At 73.0% G+C, this 20,694-nt stretch carries 13 protein-coding genes and 1 pseudogene; 10 read left to right on the forward strand and 4 right to left on the reverse strand.

What is annotated here, in order from left to right:
- Positions 1–417 precede the first annotated feature (417 nt).
- Positions 418–786, forward strand: a pseudogene (locus tag J421_RS34625) (hypothetical protein); the annotation flags it as partial.
- Positions 787–796: 10 nt separating this feature from the next.
- Here the strand turns inward: J421_RS34625 and J421_RS15235 are convergent.
- From J421_RS15235 to J421_RS15245, 3 genes are all read right to left on the reverse strand, one after another.
- The gene (locus J421_RS15235) at positions 797–2,251 is read right to left on the reverse strand and encodes a CoA-acylating methylmalonate-semialdehyde dehydrogenase (RefSeq protein WP_025412042.1); all 1,455 of its coding nucleotides are present in this window, start codon (positions 2,249–2,251) and stop codon (positions 797–799) included.
- Between the two features lie 87 nt (positions 2,252–2,338).
- Positions 2,339–5,320, reverse strand: coding sequence for a TolB-like translocation protein (locus J421_RS15240; RefSeq protein ID WP_025412043.1), 2,982 nt, complete (start codon positions 5,318–5,320; stop codon positions 2,339–2,341).
- A gap of 103 nt (positions 5,321–5,423) precedes the next feature.
- Positions 5,424–5,612, reverse strand: coding sequence for a hypothetical protein (locus J421_RS15245; protein WP_025412044.1), 189 nt, complete (start codon positions 5,610–5,612; stop codon positions 5,424–5,426).
- 199 nt (positions 5,613–5,811) lie between these two features.
- Here J421_RS15245 and tilS point away from each other — a divergent pair, with 199 nt between their 5' ends.
- The 5 genes from tilS to cdaA all read left to right on the forward strand — a co-directional run bounded on the left by tilS (position 5,812) and on the right by cdaA (position 11,536).
- Positions 5,812–7,155, forward strand: coding sequence for a tRNA lysidine(34) synthetase TilS (tilS, locus tag J421_RS15250; protein WP_025412045.1), 1,344 nt, complete (start codon positions 5,812–5,814; stop codon positions 7,153–7,155).
- The gene (hpt, locus tag J421_RS15255; RefSeq protein WP_025412046.1) at positions 7,136–7,687 is read left to right on the forward strand and encodes a hypoxanthine phosphoribosyltransferase; all 552 of its coding nucleotides are present in this window, start codon (positions 7,136–7,138) and stop codon (positions 7,685–7,687) included. The genes tilS and hpt overlap by 20 nt, the downstream gene beginning before the upstream one ends.
- Before the next feature lie 38 nt (positions 7,688–7,725).
- A complete protein-coding gene (gene ftsH / locus J421_RS15260) occupies positions 7,726–9,699 on the forward strand; it encodes an ATP-dependent zinc metalloprotease FtsH (protein ID WP_025412047.1) in 1,974 nt (657 codons plus the stop codon).
- 103 nt (positions 9,700–9,802) lie between these two features.
- Positions 9,803–10,684 (forward strand): dihydropteroate synthase, encoded by an 882-nt coding sequence (gene folP / locus J421_RS15265; protein WP_025412048.1) that lies wholly within the window; start codon positions 9,803–9,805, stop codon positions 10,682–10,684.
- A gap of 60 nt (positions 10,685–10,744) precedes the next feature.
- Positions 10,745–11,536, forward strand: a complete 792-nt coding sequence (cdaA, locus tag J421_RS15270; RefSeq protein ID WP_025412049.1) for a diadenylate cyclase CdaA — start codon at positions 10,745–10,747, stop codon at positions 11,534–11,536.
- Between the two features lie 4 nt (positions 11,537–11,540).
- Here the strand turns inward: cdaA and J421_RS15275 are convergent, their stop codons facing one another.
- Complete coding sequence (locus J421_RS15275; RefSeq protein WP_025412050.1) at positions 11,541–13,424, reverse strand: serine/threonine-protein kinase; 1,884 nt, start codon at positions 13,422–13,424, stop codon at positions 11,541–11,543.
- Between the two features lie 81 nt (positions 13,425–13,505).
- On the opposite strand from J421_RS15275, the gene J421_RS32110 reads away from it, so the two are divergent.
- The 4 genes from J421_RS32110 to J421_RS15300 are packed head-to-tail and all read left to right on the forward strand — an operon-like array spanning position 13,506 to position 20,681.
- Positions 13,506–15,473: a protein O-mannosyl-transferase family gene (locus J421_RS32110; protein WP_025412051.1), complete on the forward strand. Its 1,968-nt coding sequence runs from the start codon at positions 13,506–13,508 to the stop codon at positions 15,471–15,473.
- 11 nt (positions 15,474–15,484) lie between these two features.
- Positions 15,485–16,783, forward strand: a complete 1,299-nt coding sequence (locus J421_RS32810) for a YggS family pyridoxal phosphate-dependent enzyme (RefSeq protein ID WP_025412052.1) — start codon at positions 15,485–15,487, stop codon at positions 16,781–16,783.
- A gap of 2 nt (positions 16,784–16,785) precedes the next feature.
- On the forward strand, positions 16,786–20,238 hold the full coding sequence (ileS, locus tag J421_RS15295) for an isoleucine--tRNA ligase (protein WP_158508805.1): 3,453 nt from the start codon (positions 16,786–16,788) through the stop codon (positions 20,236–20,238).
- Complete coding sequence (locus tag J421_RS15300) at positions 20,238–20,681, forward strand: TraR/DksA family transcriptional regulator (RefSeq protein ID WP_025412054.1); 444 nt, start codon at positions 20,238–20,240, stop codon at positions 20,679–20,681. Before ileS ends, J421_RS15300 begins: the two co-directional genes overlap by 1 nt.
- The last annotated feature ends 13 nt before the right edge of the window (positions 20,682–20,694 follow it).

Genomic DNA, 20,694 nt, shown 5'->3' on the forward strand with positions numbered 1-20,694 from the left:
CGAGTGACCGGCGTCGCGTCGGAGGCGGACGCCGCGCGGCTCGTGGGCGCCGGCGTCGACGCGCTGCTGGCGACGAGTGCGGCGCACGCGCGTCGGCTGAACGACGCGCTGCGCCGCGCCGACCGCGAGGAGTGGAGTCGCGAGGCGGAGCAGGGGAGCGCGCCGCGCCGCTGGCTCGTGCCGATCGTCGCCGACGTCGAGCTGCGCGGCGACGATCCGCTCGAGGCGTTCGACGCGACGACGTCGCTCATCGAGGCGGGCGCCGCGGGCGTGGTGCTCGACGATCGTGCGGCCGCGTCGTCTCCCGGGCGATTCGTGCGCGCGCTGAGCGCCGCGCGACTCGCCGCCGACGTCCTCGACACGCCCACCGTCATCGTCGCCCGCACCGGCGCGTCGTTGGGCGCGTCGATCGACGACGCCATCGCGTGCGGGCTCGCGTACGCGCCGTACGCCGACGTGCTGTGGTGCGACACGCCGGTGCCCGACCTCGGCGCGGCGCGCGCGTTCGCCGACGCGCTGCACACGCGCTTTCCTGGCAAGCCGCTCGCGTACGACTGCCTGGCGACCGGCGACTGGCGCGAGCCGCTCGGCGCGCTCGGCTACCGATGGCACGTCGTCGCGCGCGAGCGCGAGGCCGCCGCGGGCTACCGCGCGCTGGTGCGCGGCACGCTGGCGATGGCGGGCGCCGAGTCGGTCGCCGATGCCGCGCTCGTCGACCCCTCGACCGCCGCGCTGCTCGCGGCGCTCGGCGGCGACGGCGAGGGGGAGCGGCCGATACCGAGCTGACGCGCGCGGGTCAGCTCATCCAGTTCACGCCGGCCGCGCGGTTCCATTTCGTGGTGAGCTTCTTCGACTGCGTCCAGAACTCGATGGAGCCCTTGCCGGTGATGTCGCCGACGCCGAAGCGCGACTCGTACCAGCCGCCGAACGAGAACGGCTCGCGCGGCACCGGCACGCCGACGTTCACGCCGACCATGCCCGTGCTCGCGCGCTCGAAGACGCGGCGCGCGACGGCGCCGCTCTCGGTGTAGACCGACGCGGCGTTGCCATACGGCGACGCGTTCTCCACGGCGATCGCCTCGTCGAGCGACGTCGCGCGCACGATGGCGAGCACGGGGCCGAACACCTCCTCGCGCGCGATGCGCATGTCGGGCGTGACGTGGTCGATGATCGTCGGCCCGATGAAGTAGCCGCCCTCCTTCCCCGGCACCTTCACGCCGCGTCCGTCGACGAGCACCGTGGCGCCGGCCGCCTCCGCCTCGTCGACGTAGCGCACGATGCGCTCGAGCGCCGCGGCGGAGATGACCGGACCGATGTCGCGGCCGGGCACCATCGCCCGCGCGACCTCCACCATGCGCGCGATGACCGGATCGACGTCGCGCACCGCGACCATGACCGACGCGGCCATGCACCGCTGCCCCGCGCACCCCGACATCGACGCGACGATGTTCGACGCCGCCATCTCGCGGTCCGCGTCGGGCATGACGATGAGGTGATTCTTCGCGCCGCCGAGCGCGAGGCAGCGCTTGAGGTTCGACGTCGCGCGGCGGTAGACGACCTTCGCCGTCGCCGTCGAGCCGACGAAGGAGACGGCGGCGATGTCGGGGTGGTCGCAGATCGCCTCCACCGCGTCGCGCCCGCCGTGCACCACCTGGAACACGCCCGCCGGCAGTCCCGCCTCGAGCAGCAGCTCCGCCGTGCGGTTCGCGCTGAGCGGCACGAGCTCCGACGGCTTGAGAATCATGCAGTTGCCGAGGGCGATCGCGTTCGGGATCGTCCAGTGCGGCACCATGTTCGGAAAGTTGAACGGCGCGATCGACGCCACGACGCCTAACGAAAAACGCTCGACGCGGCACTCCACGCCGCGGCTCACCTCGAGCAGCTCGCCCGTCGCGATCTGCGGCAGTGAGCACGCGAACTCGCACAGCTCCGCCGCCTTCAGGATCTCGGCCCGCGCCTCGCTCTCGATCTTGCCGTTCTCCTCGCTCACGAGCGCGGCGAGCGTGTCGACGTCGCGCTCGAGCAGCGCCTTGTAGCGGAAGAACACCTGCACGCGCTCCTTGATCGGCAGCGCGGACCACGCCGGGAACGCGGCCCTGGCGCACTGCACCGCGGCGTCGACCTCGCGCGCGCCGGAGAGCGGCACCCGGGAGATCACGGTCCCGTGGCTCGGGTCGTACACGTCGAGCGTCGGGAGATCCGCGTCGACGAGTGCGCCGCCGACGTGGTTGCGGAGTGGATCATATTTCATGGAGCGCCTCGAAGGAGCGAGCGTGGAGCGTAAAGCGTGGAGCGTGGAGATCTCGGGTGCTCCACGCTCTACGCTATACGCTCGCATTCACGGGCGCAGCGCCACCGACGCGTAGATGCGTGCGCGGCGGCGCGTGGGTCCGTCCAGCGGGTATGCCGCGCCGGCGACGATGTGCGTCCCCGGTGCGCGCGCGAACGGCACCGGGCCGCTCGTGAACGTCGCCTCCACGCCGACGACGCGGAGCCACGTCGAGGAGACGTCGGGCGTGCGTGCGGCCCAGGCGTACGGCGTCAGTGGCGCGCGTGTGAGCTCCGCGCGCGCGACCTGCACGCGGCGGCCGACGAGCGCCGCCGTCGGCAGCGCCGGCATGAGCACGCGCTGTCCGAGCAGCGCACCGTCGAGCAGCGTGGACTCGGCGCCGCCGACCGCGAAGCGCTCGAACGTGGGCGCGCCGCCGCTCGTCTCGCCGACCGCGCCGCTCGCGCGCACCGCGACGAGCGGCGACCGGATCGCGAGCGCCGCCGAGCCCAGCCAGCGCTGGAACGGCCGCCCGGCGCTGCGGCCCACGGCGCCGGTCATCGCTGCCGACGCCGAGGCGAGCACGTCGCCGCGTCCGTGCGTCGTGCCGGCGCGCAGCTCCGCGAACGCGAGCGCGCGGTCGCCGCGCAGGGAGTCGGCGCGCAGGGTGCCTAACGAACCGCCGAGCCGTGCGGCGATCGCCGACGAGCCGAGCACGGCGCGCGGCGAGAGCGCCAGCAGGCCGCCCGCGTAGCGCACGTCGTCGCGGCGGTCGACGGCCGTCTCGAGCCCGCTCGCGACGTCGATGCGCTGTGCCGCGGCGAACGCCTGCGCGTCGATCGTGACCGGCAGCGCGCGCAGCGCCGCCGACAGCGAGCCGCCGTGCCACACCCGCGGCACGCCCGCCGCGCCGGCGAGCACCCACGTGAGACGCCCGACCGGATCCGCGGCGGTGAGCGCGACCGTGCCGCCCTCGCCGTCGCCCCCCGCGACGAGCCCGGGGAGCAGCGAGTAGCGGTGCGGCCCGAGGCCGTAGCGGCGAGACGCGCCGAGCACGGTCGCAGGGAAGGAATCCGCCGGCGCCGGCGGACGGCGGAGCGAGATCGCGGCGCCCGCCGCTGCGGCGCCGGCGCCGACCGCGACGCGCGCGCCCGTGCCGACGAGCGATGCGACCGCACGTTCGGCGGGCGCGCTGTCGAGCGCGATGCGACGCAGGTCGAATCCCGTGCTGCGGAGCGCGAGGAAGTACGCCGCGCGCTGCGGCCCGATCGGCTCGGGCGCCATCGCGGCGCCCGTGACGCGCGTGACGGCCGTCGCGACCCCGGTCGCGAGATCGAGCCGCTCGATGTTCGGCACGCCACCCACGTCGGCGGCGACGAGCAGCGCACGTCCGTCGGGCAGGAACGCGGGGTCGTAGCGCGACGCACCGTCGTCCGGGCCCACGGCACGCAGCCCGCCGCCGGGCGCGTCGACCGCGCCGACGAGCACGTGCCACGGTCCCGCCTCCTGCGCGGCGACGGCGAAGCGGCGGCCGTCGGGTGCCCAGCGCGGGCGCGAGAACGTGCGCTCCAGTGCGCCCTCGATCAGCGTCGACACCGCGCCGGTCGCGAGGTCCACGCGCACGACGTCGCACCAGCCGGGTGTGCAGCGGGTGCCCAACGCCGTTAGGCCGTCCGGGCTCGGGTCGGCGTCGCGCACGGCGGCGCCGCGCGTCACGCGCCGCACCGAGCCGCGCTTCGTGTCCCACAGCCAGAGGTCGGGGCGAAATCGCCCATCGGTGAGCGGCTCGTCGCGCTCGAGGAGGATCCGCTCGCCGTCGGGGAGCCAGCGCGGGTCGCGGAACGCTCGGCCGTCGCGGGAGCGCAGCGTCGCCACGGCGCGCTTCGGCGGCGGGAGATACGGCGTCGCGGGCACGTCCTCGGGATCGCGCACACGGGCGCGCCGGCGTAGGCGAGCGGCGGCGCGTTCGCGCGTCGTGTCGCGCGGCTCCGCGCCGGTTCGCCACACCACCACGCGCGACGCGCGGCCCGGCGTGCGCACGACGAGCGCGACGCGCGCACCGTCGCGCGATACGGCGGGATCGCCGGTCGCGCCGCGCAGCCGCTGCACGAGCGTCCCTTCCGCCAGTCCGGTCTCGCGCAGCGCCCGCTCGGCGGCGATCGCCTCCGCGGTGACCTCGGCCGACCAGCGCGCGTAGAGCTCCGCCGGCGAGCCGGGAAACACGCCCGCGAACGCGGCGTCGAACGTGCGCGGCGTGCGTGCCGTGAGGCGGCGCCAGACGTACGGGAGGCTCGAGTCGCCGCGCTGCGCGACGAGCCACTCGAAGTACGCGGAGCCCGCGAGATAGGCGAAGCTCCCGCCGGCGAATCCCGCCGTGCCGCTGATCTGCGCGTACGTCGGCAGCCTGCCCTCGAGCGCCCACTGTCGCAGCACCGCCGGGCGCCACGCACCGAACGGACGGCCGCCGCCGGTGAGCTTTCCTTCCACGTACGTCGCGTAGCCCTCCCACACCCAGCGCGGCGTCTTCGGGCCGATGGGGCCGATGTTCGTCGGGAGCAGCATCGCGAGGCGCGCACGCAGCGGGTTGCGCGTCGGGCGCGTGAGGTGCGCGACGTGCGCGAACTCGTGCACCGCGAGCAGCTGCGTCCATGCGCTCGACGTGCCGACCGCGTCGCGCGGCTCGTCGGGAACCGGCCAGAGGAACATCGCCGGACCGCGCAGGAACGGATATGCGGAGCCGTTCGCCTGATTGTACGGGTCGGCGACGAGCACCGTGACCCGATCGCATGGCGCCCAACCCACGAGGGCGCGCACGGCGTCGCGCTCGGCCTCGATGCGCGCGGCGACGTCACGCGTCCAGGGCTCGAGCTCGCGCGGGAAGTGAAACACGAAGTGCGGCGTCTCGAGCGTGCGCCACGCCGCGGCGGGCGCGATCGGCACGTACGGTTCCATGCTCTGCGCGCCGAGCCGCGCGACGGCGAGCGATGCGGCCGCGAGCAGCGCGCCGATTTGGGCGGCGACGATCCGAGCGACGGCGCAGCGCGGTGGCATCGACGAGGGTGACGCGGTGGAATGCGACGAGGGCGGGCGCCCGGTCGGCGCCCGCCCTCGCGGAAGGAATCGCAGGTGCCGCGCCGCGTTCAGCGCGCCGTGGTCAGCGCGTCGCGACCGGCTCCGTGCGGCGCCCGCGGGCGGCGACGCGATCCTGAAGCCACGTCATCGGGATCAGGAACAGCGGCGAGAGGAACATGCCGAGCAGCGTGTTGATCCACACCAGCGCCATGTAATACGCCGTCATCCCGAAGGCAGCCCAGAGGGTGCCGAACACGTTGTGCGATTCCACGAGGTCGTCCTCTGATCAGGTGTGGCGCGAAACGTAGCGAGCCGGGTCGGAGGTCGGTAGCGGCGCACCGCGTCGACGATGACGCTCGCCGAGGCAGGTGCCGCGCCGCGACGACGCGGGCGGGGGTGAATCGTTGCACTGAGGTCCCCCATCCGGGGGATAGCGAGAGCCTGTGGCCGACCGCTACCCATTCGGACGCATGGGGATCCCAGACGTCGTACGCGGCGTGCGCGACGCCGTGCGCGCCCGCCTCGAGCCGGTGGACCGGGTCGTCCTCGCCGTCTCCGGCGGCGTCGACTCGATGGTGCTGCTCGACGCCGCGGCGGTGGTCGCCGCCGAGCGGATCGCCGCCGTCGCGACGTTCGATCACGGCACCGGCGCCCACGCCCGCGACGCCGCGGCGCTCGTCCGGCGCGAGAGCGCGGCGCGCGGCCTTCCCGTCGTCGTCGGGCGGGGCGAGCTCGCCGCCGGAGGCGAAGCTGCGTGGCGCGAGGCGCGGTGGCGGTACCTGCGGGCGACCGCCCGCGACGTTGGCGCGTCGGCCGTCGCCACGGGCCACACGCGCGACGACCAGGTGGAGACCGTCGCCCTGCGGATCCTGCGCGACGCCGGGCCGCGCGGCCTCGCCGGGCTGCTCGCCGGCGCGCCGGACGTCGTGCGGCCGCTGCTCGACGTGGAGCGGCGCACGGTCGCCGGGTACGCCGCGACGCGCGCGCTCCAGTGGCTGGAGGATCCGAGCAACGTGGCGCCGCGGCATCGCCGGAACCGCGTGCGGCACGAGTTGTTGCCCGCCCTCCGCGCGGCGCATCGCGCGATCGACGACGAGCTGCTCGCGGTGGCGGCGCGCGCGGCGGCATGGCGCGGTGACGTGGAGCACTTCGTGGACGCGAACGTCGCGCTCCGCCGGGGCGCCGGGGGGGCGTTCGTCGTTGCCACCCGCGATCTCGCTCGGTATGATGCGGAGGAGCTGGCCGTGCTGTGGCCGGCGATCGCGGCGCGTGCGGGTGTGCGCCTCGACCGCCGCGGAACGGTCCGGCTGGTGGAGTTTACAATGAGCATCGCCGCGGGAGCCGACGTCGGGGCCGAGATTCAACTCTCCGGCCCCGTCGAAGTAACGGCTGGCCGCGGCGAGATCGTTCTCCGGCCGTGGCGCCCGCGCCCGGTCGTCGCGCCGGAGGCGGTCGGGGAAGTGCCGCTCAGGGGAGGGAGCGGGGAGGGCGTGGTCGTCGGCCGATGGCGGCTGCGGCCGGGGTGTGCCGAAACGGACTCGCCCTGGTGCGCGTATCTGCCGAGTGACCGGTCGCTCGCCGTCCGCCCGTGGCGGGCCGGCGACCGGATGCGCGTGGTGGGGGGGCAAGCGGCACGTCGTGTGAAACGGTTCTTCGCCGATGCGCGCGTGCCCGCCCGCGAGCGGGATGGCTGGCCGGTCGTCCTCATGGACGACGAGATCGTGTGGATCCCTGGAGTACGCCGCAGCGACGCGGCAACGGACCGGCCCGGTCGGCCGGGGGTACACTTCCTCTGTGAACGCATCGACGGCTGACCCGCGGCTGGAAGGGCGCGCTCTGCGCCGCATCGCTTTCTCCGAGGAGCAGATCGCGGCTCGGGTGAAGGCGCTCGGCGACGAGATCACCGCCGCCTACCCGGACGGCGAGCTGCTCGTCCTCGGGCTGCTGAAGGGCAGCTTCATCTTTCTGAGCGATCTGGTGCGCGCCATCCATCGGCCGCTCCAGGTGGACTTTCTCGTCGCGTCGAGCTATGGCGACGCGATGGTGTCGAGCGGCATGGTCCGGCTGCTCTACGACCCCGAGACCCAGCTCGAGGGGAAGCACATCCTGCTCGTGGAGGACATCGTCGACTCCGGCCGCACGCTGCAACAGCTCGTCGAGCTGTTGGGCGAGCGGAAGCCGCGGTCGCTCGGGATCTGCGCGCTCCTCCACAAGCACATCGCCTCCCACCTGAAGCATCCCGTGCGCTTCGTCGGCTTCGACGCGCCGCACGAGTTTCTCGTGGGCTATGGGCTCGACCACGCGGAGAACTTTCGGCACCTGCCGTACGTGGCGAGCCTGCAGTGACTCCACGGCAGTAACCGGTGCGGTAAATGCCAGCGAACATGCCAACGCCGCCGAAAAAGCCCGCCAATTTCCAGCGGTGGTCCAAGACGCTCGCGTTCTGGATCTTCGTCATCCTCATCCCCGTCGCGTTCCTGCAGTTCACGAACGGGAGCCGGGATCAGGCGCCGAAGATCTCGTACACGACGTACTCGCACGAGCTCGATCGCGGGAACGTGCGGCAGGCCACGGTGCAGGGGGGACGGGTCATCGTCGGCCAGTTCAACCAGCCCATCACCGTCGCGCCGAACGGCCGGCCGGTGAAGGGCTTCACGGTGCAGCTCCCGGTCGAGAACTCCGACGCCGAGGTGCAGCGCCTGCGCGACAAGAACGTCGAGATCGACGCCCGCGACGCGGGGACGTCGGTGAGCGGCATTCTCGTCACGTTCCTCCCCTACATCCTGCTCATCGGATTCTGGGTCTTCCTGTTCCGGCAGATGCAGGCCGGCGGCGCGAAGGCGTTCTCCTTCGGCAAGTCGAAGGCGAAGCTGCTGACCGGCGACACGCCGAAGGTGACGTTCGCCGACGTGGCGGGCGCCGACGAGGCGAAGGTCGAGCTGCAGGAGATCATCGAGTTCCTGAAGGACCCGCAGAAGTTCACGAAGCTCGGTGGACGTCTGCCGAAGGGCGCGCTGCTCGTCGGGCCTCCGGGCACCGGCAAGACGCTGCTCGCGAAGGCCGTCGCTGGCGAGGCGGGGCGTCCGTTCTTCTCGATGTCGGGCTCCGACTTCGTGGAGATGTTCGTCGGCGTCGGCGCGAGCCGCGTGCGCGACCTGTTCGAGCAGGGGAAGGCCCACGCGCCGTGCATCATCTTCATCGACGAGATCGACGCCGTCGGCCGCCATCGCGGCGCCGGGCTGGGCGGCGGTCACGACGAGCGCGAGCAGACGCTGAACCAGCTGCTCGTGGAGATGGACGGCTTCGAGTCGAACGACGGCGTGATCCTCATCGCCGCGACGAACCGGCCCGACGTGCTCGACCCCGCACTGCTGCGCCCGGGCCGCTTCGACCGGCAGATCGTCGTCGACGCGCCGGATCTGCGGGGCCGCGAGGGGATCCTGCGCGTGCACCTGCGCAACAAGCCGATCGCGCCCGACGTCGACGTCACGGGGCTCGCCCGCGGCACCCCCGGCATGGCCGGCGCCGACCTGGCGAACCTCGTGAACGAGGGCGCGCTGCTCGCCGCGCGCCGCGGCCACGACAAGATCTACATGGCCGACTTCGAGGAGGCGAAGGACAAGGTGATGCTCGGCGCCGAGCGCAAGTCGCTCGTCATGAAGGAGGAGGAGCGCCGCCTCACCGCCTACCACGAGGCCGGCCACGCGGTCTGCGCGATGATCGTCAAGGGGAACGACCCGCTGCACAAGGTCACCATCGTGCCGCGCGGCCGCGCGTTGGGCCTCGCGTTCACGCTGCCCGAGGACGACCGCGTGAGCGTGACGCGCGAGCAGATCGAGGCGCGGCTCGCGATGGCGTACGGCGGGCGCGTGGCCGAGGAGATCATCTTCGGGCGCGAGCGCGTGACGACCGGCGCGGCGAGCGACATCCAGCAGGCCACGGGCATCGCGCGCCGCTATGTGATGCAGTGGGGTCTGTCCGACGCGATCGGCCCGATCCTCGTCGGCGACCAGGAGCACGAGGTCTTCCTCGGCCGCGAGATCGGCAGCCGCCGCGAGGTCTCCGAGAGCACCGCGCAGCTCGTGGACCACGAGGTCAAGAAGGTGATCGACGGCGCGTTCGACCGCGCGAAGCAGGTGCTCACCGAGAACATCGCTCTGCTGCACGCGGTGGCCGCGGGACTGCTCGAGCGCGAGACGCTGACGCGCGAGGACATCGAGGTGCTGCGCCGCGGCGAGCAGCTGCCGCCGCGTCCGTCGTCCGGCGGCTCGACGCCGACGCCGCAGCCGTCGCCGGTGTTCCAGCCGAAGCCGTCGACGCCGCCGTTCCTCGGCGGTCCGGAGATCGCGCCCGCGTAACCGAGAGAGTCTCTCTACGCTCTACGCTCCACGCTCCACGCTCGCTTCGTCGCCCGACGGAGTGAGCGTGGAGCGTGGAGCGTAGAGCGTGGAGGACACGGCCATGCGCTGGATACTGCCGTCACGCGTCATCGAGTTAGGCCGGCCGTTCGTGCTCGGCGTCGTCAACGTGACGCCGGACTCGTTCAGCGACGGCGGGTGGCTCGCCGACGCCGACGCGGCCGTCGCGCACGCGGAGAGGCTGCTCGACACCGGCGCGGACGGCGTGGACATCGGCGGGGAGTCGACGCGGCCGCACAACGCGGGGCCGGTTCCCGTCGACGAGGAGCTGCGGCGCGTGCTGCCGGTCGTGAGCACGTTGCGCCTCACGCGGCCGGACGCGCTGATCTCCATCGACACGACGAAGGCCGAGGTCGCGCGCGCGGCGCTCGACGCGGGCGCGGACGTCGTGAACGACGTGTCCGCGCTGCGGCTCGACCCCGAGATGGCCCACGTCTGCGCGTCGCACGGCGCGGGTGTGATCCTCATGCACTCGCGCGGCACGGTCGCCGATATGGCGACGTTCGCGCACGCCGACTACGGCGACGACCCGGTCGGCGACGTCGTACGCGAGCTCGCGTCGCAGCTCGACGCCGCGCGCGACGCCGGCATCCCCGGCGGCCGCATCGTGCTCGACCCCGGGGTCGGCTTCAGCAAGCGCTCGGCGGTGTCGCTCGCGGTGCTGCGCGAGCTCCCGCGCTTCGCGGCACTCGGCCGGCCGCTCATGGTGGGCGCGTCGCGCAAGCGATTCATCGGCGAGCTCTCGGGCGTGAGCGAGCCCGCCGCGCGCGTGCACGGGAGCGTCGGCGCGCACGTGGCGGCGCTCGCGCACGGCGCGCGGCTGTTCCGCGTCCACGACGTGCGCGCGCACCGCGAGGCGCTGGACGTCGCCTGGGCCGTACTGAGAGGGCAGGAGGGCACGAGGGCAGGAGGGCACGAGGGCTGACGACTCTCCTGCCCTCATGCCCTCTTGCCCTCCTGCCCTGTCTATTAGGTTGGGCGCCATATGGACCTTGTCGAGCAGGTACGGCTGCTGAACTTCGGCTGGCGCGACGCGGTGGAGATCGCGCTCGTCGCGTTCGTGCTGTACCGGCTGCTCCTGCTGTTCCGCGGCACGCGCGCGGTGCAGATTCTCTCCGGCATCGCCGTGCTGTGCATCGGCTACGGCGTCGCGTGGGCGCTGCGGCTGACGACGATCACGTACCTGCTCGAGATCGTCTTCAAGTACGGCGCGTTCGCGCTGCTCATCGTGTTCCAGCCCGAGCTGCGCGCGGCGCTCGCGCACCTCGGCCAGGCGCGTGTCACGCACCTTTTCCGCCGCCTCGAGGAGGAGGAGGTCGTCGACGAGGTGACCGACGCCGTGGAGCGACTGAGCCGCTCGAGCACGGGCGCCATCATCGTCGTGGAGCGCGACGTGCCGCTCGGCGACTACGTGGAGACGGGCACGCCGCTGAACGCGAAGGTCTCGGGCGACCTGCTGACGACGATCTTCACGCCGTACTCGCCGCTGCACGACGGCGCGGTGATCATCCGCGGCGACAGCATCATCGGCGCGAGCTGCATCCTTCCGCTGTCGCAGGCGCCGATCGAGGACCGCTCGCTCGGCACGCGCCACCGCGCGGCGTTAGGCCTCTCCGAGGAGACCGACGCGCTCGTGCTCGTGGTGAGCGAGGAGACGGGGATCATCTCGCTCGCGACCGGCGCGCGTCTGGTGCGCAACCTCACGCCGGCGCAGCTGCGCGACACGCTCACCGGCCGACTGCCGCGCGGGGCGGAGCAGGCGATCGTCGCCGCCTAGCCGCTCAGCCTCCCGGCTGCGCCGCATCGAGCATCGACTGCAGCGTCGCCGCGTCGGGCTGCAGGTCGGCCGAGCGGGCGATGCCGGCGCGGACGCGCGCGAGCTGGATGCGCACGTTCTCGTGCGCGGCCACGACGTCGGTGCGCTGCGCGCGCACGAGCTCCAGCGCGGATCGCAGGTCGCTGACGAGCGACAGACGCCGGCTGAGCAGCACGGCGCGCGTCGTGACGCCGGCTCCCTCGGCCGACGACGGCGTGTCCGCGCGCCACGCGCCGTCGCCGCCATCGCCCGCCGCGCCGGGGCCGACCTCGGCGAGCGCCCGCTCGACGTCCTCCTCGCGCCGCCGCAGCGCGGCGAGCGTCGCGTCGTAGCGCTCGAGCAGCTTCGGAAGCTCGGGAAGGTCGCGGCGCACCGCGTCGGGCAGCACGACGTCCGCGCGCGTCGGATCGAGCGACGGTGCGGCGCGGTCCTCGGCGCGCACGCCGAGCCCCGCGAGGCGGAAGAAGAACAGCGTGAAGCCGCTCCGCCACAGTCGGCCGGCGAACGCCCACGACCGGCGCTCCGCCTTCGGGCTCGAGTTCAGGCCGATGATGAGCGCGACGATGGCCGCGATGTAGAACGGCATCGCGAGGCCGATCGAGAGCGGCTTCGGCCAGTGCAGCAGCCTGCGCGTGAACAGCAGCGCGATCGCCAGCGGCATGCAGGTCCCCGCGACGATGAACGCGCGCCGCCGCATGCGCGCGATGCGCGCCTGCCGCTTGCCGCTGTACATCACCGCGACTTCGGCCTCGCGGGCGTCGCGCTCGACGACGAAGGCGCGGATCACGTCGCCCGCGCCGTAGCCGTCGATGAGCAGCTGGCGCGCGCGGCGGCCGAGGTCGAGGAGGACCGCGGCGATCGCGCCGACCGGCCCGCCGATGATCGCCGGCCAGCGACTGCCGCTTCCGGGCAGGCTCACGAGCGAGAACACGGTCACGATGAACAGCATCATCGTGCTCTGCTCGGCGACGCGCTGGAAGTTGCGCACCTGCGGCGGCACGTCGACGGTGCGCGTCTCGACCTCGGTGAGCGCGTCGGCGAGCGCCTCGGCCGACGGGAACCGGTCGTCGGGCTGCTTCGCGAGACACCGATCGATCGCGGTGGCGAGCCGCGCCGGGATGCCCGGGCGGCGCGACGCGACCGGCGGCGCGGGACGGGTGACCTGCATCGCGAGCAGCGCGGTCACCGACTCCGCCTCGAACGGCAGCGCGCCGGTGAGCGCGAGGAATGCCACGACGCCGAGCGAGTAGAGGTCGCTGCGTCCGTCGACCTTCTCGCCCGCGGCCTGCTCGGGGCTCATGAACTGCGCCGTGCCCATCACGTGCCCGTCGATCGTGAGCGCGCGTGTGGCGTCGGCGACGCGGGCGATGCCGAAGTCCGTGACGAGCGCGCGGCCGGTCGCCCGCTCGATGAGGATGTTGTCCGGCTTGATGTCGCGGTGCACGATGCCGCGCCCGTGCGCGTAGGCGAGCGCCCACGCCACTTCCTGCACGAGCCGCGTCGCGTCCGCCGGCGACAGCGGGCCGACCCGCGAGACACGGCGTGCCAGCGTCTCGCCGTCCACGTAGCCCATGACGAAGAACACGACGTCGTCGTGCTCCTCGACGGCGTGGATGGGGACCACGTTCGGGTGCGACAGCCCCGCCGCCGTGCGCGCCTCGCGCAGGAACCGCTCGCGCAGCGCCGGCTGCCGCGCGAGGGTGACCGGGAGCACCTTGAGCGCCACGGCGCGGTCGAGCGCGAGGTCGCGTGCGAGCACCACGACGCCCATGCCGCCGCGTCCGAGCTCGCGCTCGATCGAGAAGCGACCGCGCGCGGCCTCCTGCAGGGCGAGGATCTCGCTGTCCATGGGTGCAATATGTAATCGTCCTGCCGCGAACCCGAGGCTGGGGGTGCCGAGCGGCGTCGCGACGTGCGACGTTTCGCCCCCATGCCGCTCGACGACGTGCCGGGCGACGCCCGCTCCCATCCGCGCGCGCGACGCACGGCGCTCGTGGCCGGCGTCGCGCTTCTCGCGCTCTACGCGCTCTCGGCGGCGACCGACGTCACGTTCTGGGACGCGGGCGAGTTCCTCGCCGCGTTCCACACGCTCGGCATCCCGCATCCCCCGGGCACGCCGCTGTTCGTGCTGCTCGGCCGCGTCGCGGTGCTCGTGCTCGCGCCGCTCGGGCCCGTGCTCTCGGCGAGCCTGCTGTCGGCGCTGTGCGCCGCGGCGTCGGGTGCGATCGCGGCGCTGCTGCTCGCGCGCTGGATGCGCAGCGGGTGGGCCGCGGTGGCGGCTGCGCTCTGCGCCGGCGCGACGTCGACGATCTGGCTCGACGCGACGGAAGCGGAGGTCTACTCGGCGTCGCTCTTGCTCGTCGCGCTCGCGCTCCTCGCCGCCGATCGCATGGGACGCGCGGCGGGCGGACGACGGCACGCGTATCTCATCGCGTACCTGTTCGGCCTCGCGGTGCCGCTGCATCTCAGCGCGCTCGTCGGCGCGCCGGCCATCGCGCTGCTCGCGGCGAGCGACGAGTCGGGCCACGTCGACTGGCGCTGCGCTCTCGAGCTGTTCGGCGCCGCGGTGCTCGCGGCCGGCACGGGACGCGTGTCGCTCGCGCTGTGCGTCGCTGGGGTGGTCTGCCTCGCCGCGTCGTCGCCGCCCGTTAGGCGGCGGGCGCTCGCCGCGCTCGGCATGACGGCGGCCGTCGCGCTCGGGGTGAGCGGCGCGGTGGTGCTGCTGCTGCGCGCGCGGCACGCTCCGGCGCTCGACCAGGGCCACGCCGTGACGTGGAGCGCGCTCGCCGACGTGATCGCGCGCCGGCAGTACGCCGTGCCCGGGCTGTGGCCGCGCACCGCGCCGTGGTGGATCCAGGTCGCCAACGTCTTCGAGTGGGCCGACTGGCAGTTCGCGCTCGGCGTCGACGGCCGGGCGGGGCCGAGCCCGTGGCGCACGCCGCTCACGCTCGCGTACGCGGCGCTCGGCGTGCTCGGCGCGCGCGACCTGCGGCGGGCGAGCGTCCGCGGCTTCAACGCGACGCTCGTGCTGCTCGTCGCCGGCAGTCTCGGCGTGGTCGCGTACCTGAACCTGCGCGCGGGCCCGTCGTTCGGTTGGGGCGTGCTCCCCGACGACGCGACGCACGAGGCGCGCGAGCGCGACTACTTCTTCGCGCTCGCGTTCTGGACGTGGGGGCTGTGGGCGGGACTCGGCGCGATGGCTGTCGCGCGGCGCGCGATGGCTCGCGTTAGGCAGGCGCCGCCCGGGGCACCGCGCGCGGTCGGGCTGGTGCTCGCCGCGCTGCCGATCGCGACGAACTGGCGTGCCGTCGCGCGACGCCGCAGTCCCGACGCCGAGCTGCCGCGTGCGCTCGCGAGCGGCATCCTCGCCAGCGCGCCGGCGAACGCGGTGCTGCTGCTCGTCGGCGACAACGACACGTACCCGATCTGGTACCTGCAGCTCGGCGAGCGCCGCCGACCGGACGTGACGCCGGTGACCGTGCCGCTGCTCGGCGCGCCGTGGTACCGCGGCGAGCTCGCGCGCCGCCACCGACTGCTGCATGCCGACGCGCCGGCACGGTGGAGCGGCACCGCCTCCGTCCTGCGCGAGATTGCCGACGCTGCGGCGCGCGAGCGGCGGCCGCTCGCCGCGGCGGTCGGTGTGAGCGACGCCGACCGCACGCGGATCGGCGGCACGTGGACGCTGACGGGGCTCGTGTGGGTGCGCACCGCTGCCACGGGCGACGGGCGCGTCGTGGACTCGGTGGCGACCGCGCGCATCGCGGCCCGCATCGACACGACGTTGTTCGCACCGGTCCGCCCGGGCTCCGACGGCGCCGGCGAGTGGGCGCAGGCGCTGCTCGGGTGCCCGCGTCGCGCGCTGGTGCGGTCCCTTGATGCGACCTGTAACCTCAAGTAGAATTGCACGTTATGCCGTTTTCGGACCTTCCCGCGCGCCTCCACGAGATCCGTGAACGGGTGGACCGCGCCGTGGCGCGGGGCGGGCACCGGCAACGCGTGGCGATCGTCGCGGTGACCAAGACGCACGGCCCCGAGGCGGTGCGCGCGGCGTGGGACGCGGGCATCCGCGACGTGGGGGAGAACAAGGTGCAGGAGGCGCTGGCGAAGATGGAGGCGGTGGACGTGCCGGCGCGGTGGCACCTCATCGGTCACCTGCAGCGCAACAAGGTGAAGCAGATCGACGGCTTCGCGCTGGTGCACTCCGTGGACAGCGCGCGTCTCGCCGACGCGGTCCACGCGCACGGGATCCAGCGCGGCCGCGCCGTCGACGCGCTGCTCCAGGTGAACGTGAGCGGCGAGGGGACCAAGGGCGGCTATCCGCCGGACGAGCTGCGGGCCGAGGCGGAGCGGCTCGCGACGCTGCCGGGGATCGTCGTGCGCGGGGTGATGACGATGGCGCCGTTCGACGCGCCGGAGTCGGTGCTGCGCACCGTGTTCGCCGGCGCGCGCGCCGCGCGCGCGGTGCTCGCCGAGGTGGGCCACCCGGCGACGGAGCTGTCCATGGGAATGTCCAACGATTACGAGATCGCCGTCGAGGAGGGCGCGACGATGGTGCGTCTCGGCACGCTACTCTTCGGCGCGCGCGCGAGTGACGCGCCGCCACAGGATCAGATGACCGACGCGACCTTCCGTCTCACGGCGCTCGACGTGCGCCGATACGACTTCGGCACCGCCTTCCGCGGCTACGACAAGACGCGCGTGGACCAGTTCCGCGAGCAGGTGGCCGAGGAGATCGAGCGACTCACGCGCGCCAACCAGGAGCTGGACGAGAAGGCCCGCAACTTCCTGGAGCAGCTGCGCGCGTTCCGCGAGCGCGATCGCGCGCTGAACGAGGCACTCATCGGCGCGCAGAAGCTGCGCGAGGACACCCAGGCGCAGGCCGAGCGCGAGGCGGAGCTGCTCCGACGCGAGGCGCAGCTCGAGGCCGAGCGCACCGTGGCCGCCGCGCGGCGCGACGCCGAGCGCGAGATCGAGCGGCTGCGCGGCGAGGCGCGGCGCATCGAGGACGAGATCGCGAGCCTGGACCGCGTGCACCGCACGTACATCGCGCAGCTGCGACTGCAGGCCGAACGTCAGCTCGCCGAGCTGGCGGCGTCGGAGGCGGCCGCGCTGCCGCCGGTGCCGCAGCGCGCACGGCTCGCGGCCACGGGCGGAGGGGAGGACGACGGCCGCGCCGCGGCCGACGCCACGCAGAAGACGACGGAGTGACCGTGGAGGAGACCACCGCAGTGCAGGAGCGCGATCAGGCGCCCGAGCGCGAGCGCTACGCACAGATCCCGCCCGACCAGTCGCCCGACGCGCTGGAGCGGGGGATCCTCGACGGCTGGACGGAGGAGGACCTCTTCGCCCAGACGCTCGCCGCGCGCGAGGGTGCGCCCGACTTCGTGTTCTTCGAGGGCCCGCCGACGGCGAACGGACGCCCCGGCATCCACCACGTGTTCGCGCGCACGATCAAGGACCTGTTCTGCCGCCACCGCGCGATGAAGGGGTTCCGCGTGCTGCGCAAGGCGGGATGGGACACGCACGGCCTGCCGGTCGAGATCGAGGTCGAGAAGGCGTTAGGCATCAGCGGCAAGCAGGACATCGAGAAGCTCGGCGTCGCGGAGTTCAACCGGCTCTGCCGCGAGAGCGTGTTCCGCTACCGCGCCGACTGGGAGCAGCTCTCGGCCCGCATGGGCTACTGGCTCGACTACTCGGATCCGTACGTCACGTACACGAACGAGTACGTGGAGAGCGTGTGGTGGGCGCTGAAGACGCTGCACACGAAGGACCTGCTGTACCTCGGCCACAAGATCCTGCCGTACTGCCCGCGGTGCGGCACGTCGCTGTCGTCGCACGAGGTGGCGCAGGGGTACGAGGACGTCGAGGATCCCAGCGTCTTCGTGGCACTGGACCTGGCCGAGCCGTCGGGACTCGGGACTCGGGACTCGGGACTCGACTCCCCCACGAGTCCCGAGTCCCGAGTCCCGAGTCCCGGCCGTCGCCGTCTACTCGTCTGGACCACCACGCCGTGGACGCTCGTGTCGAACACGGCGCTCGCGGTGCATCCCGATCTCACGTACGTCGAGCTGCGCAAGAAGTCCGGCGTCGACTGGACGATCGTGCTCGCCGAGGCGCGCGTAAGCGCGGTGCTCGGCGGCGACTGGCAGGATCGGTGGGACGTCGTGGGGCAGATGCAGGGGCGCGAGCTCGCCGGCAAGCGGTACACGCGCCCCCTCGACTGGGTGCCGTATCCCCTCGAGGGGGAGCATGAGATCGTCCTCGCCGAGGAGTTTGTGTCGGCGGAGGAGGGGACCGGCATCGTGCACATGGCGCCGGCGTTCGGCGCCGACGACTACGCGGCGGGGCGGCGGCATGAGCTCGCGTTCCTGCAGCCGGTGAACGCGCGCGGCGAGTTCGAGGCGTCGGTGCCCGTCATCGGCGGCACGTTCTTCAAGAAGGCCGACCCGGCGATCGTCGCGGAGCTGGAGAAGCGCGACGTGCTGTGGAAGGCGGGCACGATGGTGCACTCGTACCCGCACTGCTGGCGATGCCGCACGCCGCTGATCTACTACGCGCGCGAGAGCTGGTTCGTGCGCACCACGGCGTACGCGAACGAGATGCTCGCGCGCAACGCGCGCGTCGACTGGCACCCCGAGGAGGTCGGGAGCGGCCGGTTCGGCACGTGGCTCGAGAACAACATCGACTGGGCGATCTCGCGCGACCGCTACTGGGGCACGCCGCTGCCGGTGTGGGTGAACGACGCCGATCCGTCGGAGGTCGACGTCATCGGCAGCTACGCGGAGCTGGCCGAGCGCATCGGCCGACCGTTGCCCGACGACTTCGATCCCCACAAGCCGTTCATCGACGAGTACACGTGGCCGGCGCCGAGCGGGCGCGGGACCATGCGCCGCGTGCCGCAGGTGATCGACACGTGGTTCGACTCGGGCTCGATGTCGTTCGCGCAGTGGCACTACCCGTTCGAGAACCGCGACCTCACCGCGCACCAGTTCCCGGCCGACTTCATCGCCGAGGGCGTGGACCAGACGCGGGGCTGGTTCTACTCGCTGCTCGCGATCGCGACGGGGCTCGGCGACGCGCTGCCTAACAATTCCTCCACGCTCCACGCTGCACGCTCCACGCTCGGCCAGGCGGGCGACGGAGCGAGCGTGGAGCGTGGAGCGGAGAGCGTGGCAGCGCCCTATCGGGCGGTGGTCGTCAACAACACCGTCGTCGACGCGCAGGGGAAGAAGATGTCGAAGAGCCGCGGCAACGCGGTCGACCCGTGGGCCGTGATCGAGCGGCACGGCGTCGACGCGGTGCGGCTGTTCTTCATGGGCGTCGGACAGCTCGCCATCGAGCGGCGGTTCGACGAGGGCGTGATCCGCGAGTTCGCGGGGCGCTTCCTGCTCACGCTGCGCAACGTCTACAACTTCTTCGCGCTGTACGCGAACTTCGGCTGGGAGCCGGGCGCGGACGATCCGCCGGTGGCGGCGCGGTCGCTGCTCGACCGCTGGGTGCTGTCGCGGCTCGCCGCGGTGGAGAGCGACGCCGACGCGCTGCTCGAGGCGTACGATCCGACCACCGCGGTGCGGCGCATCGTCGAGTTCTTCGACGACGACGTGTCGAAGTGGTACGTGCGGCTGTCGCGCGACCGCTTCTGGAACGGCCACGAGTCGGCCGACGGGCGCGCCGCGTTCGCCACGCTGCGCGAGGTGCTCGTGGTGACGGCGCGGCTACTCGCGCCGGTCGCGCCGTTCCTCGCCGACTGGATGCACCGGCAGCTCGCGGGCAGCTCGGTGCACCTCGCGCCGTACGTGCGGCCGGAGCGCGGGGGCCGCGAGCACGACCTGGAGGCGGCGATGGACGCCGCGCGGCGGCTCGCCACGCTCGGCCGCGCCGCGCGAGAGACGGTGAAGATCCCGGTGCGCCAGCCGCTCGGCGAGCTCGTGGCGGTGATCCCGTTCCCCGATGGTGCGGGCGCGGTGGGTGAGGTCGCGCGGCTGGTGCACGAACTGGAGCCCCTGCTGGCGTCCGAGCTGAACGTGAAGCGCGTGCGGTGGGCGGCGTCGGGCGACGCGCTCGTCACGCTGGAGCCCAAGCCGAACTTCCGCGTCCTCGGCAAGCGCTTCGGCAAGTCGACGCCGCGCGCCGCGGAAGCGGTGGCCGGGCTCGGCGCCGACGCGCTGCGGCGCTTCGAGCGCGGCGAAGCGGTCGGCATTGTGATCGACGGCGCGGATCACCTGCTGGAGCCGGGAGATCTGACCATCGTGCGGCGTGCCTCGGGCGACTACGTTGTCCAGGAATCCGAGGGGTACGTGGCGGCGCTCGACCCTGCGGTATCCCCCGAATTGCGCCGCGAGGGGCTGGCCCGGGAGGTCGTCAGCCGGGTACAGCGGTTGCGCAAGGAGGCCGGCCTGGCGGTGAGCGACCGCATCCGGCTGATCGTCGCCGGAGCTGCCGAGGTGGAGGCGGCGGTCCGGGAGCATCACGACTACGTCGCGGGCGAGGTGCTCGCGACCCAGCTCGCCGTTGGAACATCCGGGGGTACTAAGTCGTCATCCGTCGGTGATACGGGACCCGATGGGGCGACGGAGCCCAGTTCATCCCGACCACACGTGACGCAGACCTTCGACCTCGACGGTCGCGAGGTCCGCGTCTCTCTCAGTAAGGACGAGTTCTGATGCCGACCAGCGGTGCTACGACGGGCACGACCGGCACGACGAAGAAGCACAAGCCGATGACCAAGAAGCAGCTCGCGCATTTCGAGAAGCGGCTGCTCGAGGAGCGGAAGCGCGTGCTCAAGGAGCTCGGCCATCACGGCGAGACGTTCGGCGCCAGCCAGCAGGAGTCGGACGGCGACCTGAGCTCGTACTCGTTCCACATGGCGGATCAGGGCACCGACGCCATGGAGCGTGAGAAGGCGTTCCTCTTCGCGAGCCAGGAGGGGCGCTTCCTCTGGCACATCGACGAAGCGCTGCGCCGGCTCTATCGCTCGCCCGAGACGTTCGGCCGCTGCCACAGCTGCGGCAACGAGATCGCCTTCGAGCGCCTCGACGCACTGCCGCACGCGCGGTTCTGCATCGAGTGCAAGCAGAAGGAGGAAGACAGCAAGAAGGGCGGCTGAGTCGCGCCGCATG

Origin of the sequence: Gemmatirosa kalamazoonensis (assembly GCF_000522985.1) — a bacterium.
Lineage (GTDB): Bacteria > Gemmatimonadota > Gemmatimonadetes > Gemmatimonadales > Gemmatimonadaceae > Gemmatirosa > Gemmatirosa kalamazoonensis.

Bases quoted from the DNA above. Each gene is read 5' to 3' on its own strand.
- J421_RS15275 (WP_025412050.1), bottom strand. From the start codon at position 13,424: ATGGACAGCGAGATCCTCGCCCTGCAGGAGGCCGCGCGCGGTCGCTTC.
- cdaA (WP_025412049.1), top strand. From the start codon at position 10,745: ATGGACCTTGTCGAGCAGGTACGGCTGCTGAACTTCGGCTGGCGCGAC.
- J421_RS32810 (WP_025412052.1), top strand. From the start codon at position 15,485: ATGCCGTTTTCGGACCTTCCCGCGCGCCTCCACGAGATCCGTGAACGG.
- J421_RS15300 (WP_025412054.1), top strand. From the start codon at position 20,238: ATGCCGACCAGCGGTGCTACGACGGGCACGACCGGCACGACGAAGAAG.
- J421_RS32110 (WP_025412051.1), top strand. From the start codon at position 13,506: ATGCCGCTCGACGACGTGCCGGGCGACGCCCGCTCCCATCCGCGCGCG.
- folP (WP_025412048.1), top strand. From the start codon at position 9,803: ATGCGCTGGATACTGCCGTCACGCGTCATCGAGTTAGGCCGGCCGTTC.
- J421_RS15235 (WP_025412042.1), bottom strand. From the start codon at position 2,251: ATGAAATATGATCCACTCCGCAACCACGTCGGCGGCGCACTCGTCGAC.
- J421_RS15240 (WP_025412043.1), bottom strand. From the start codon at position 5,320: ATGCCACCGCGCTGCGCCGTCGCTCGGATCGTCGCCGCCCAAATCGGC.
- ftsH (WP_025412047.1), top strand. From the start codon at position 7,726: ATGCCAACGCCGCCGAAAAAGCCCGCCAATTTCCAGCGGTGGTCCAAG.
- tilS (WP_025412045.1), top strand. From the start codon at position 5,812: ATGGGGATCCCAGACGTCGTACGCGGCGTGCGCGACGCCGTGCGCGCC.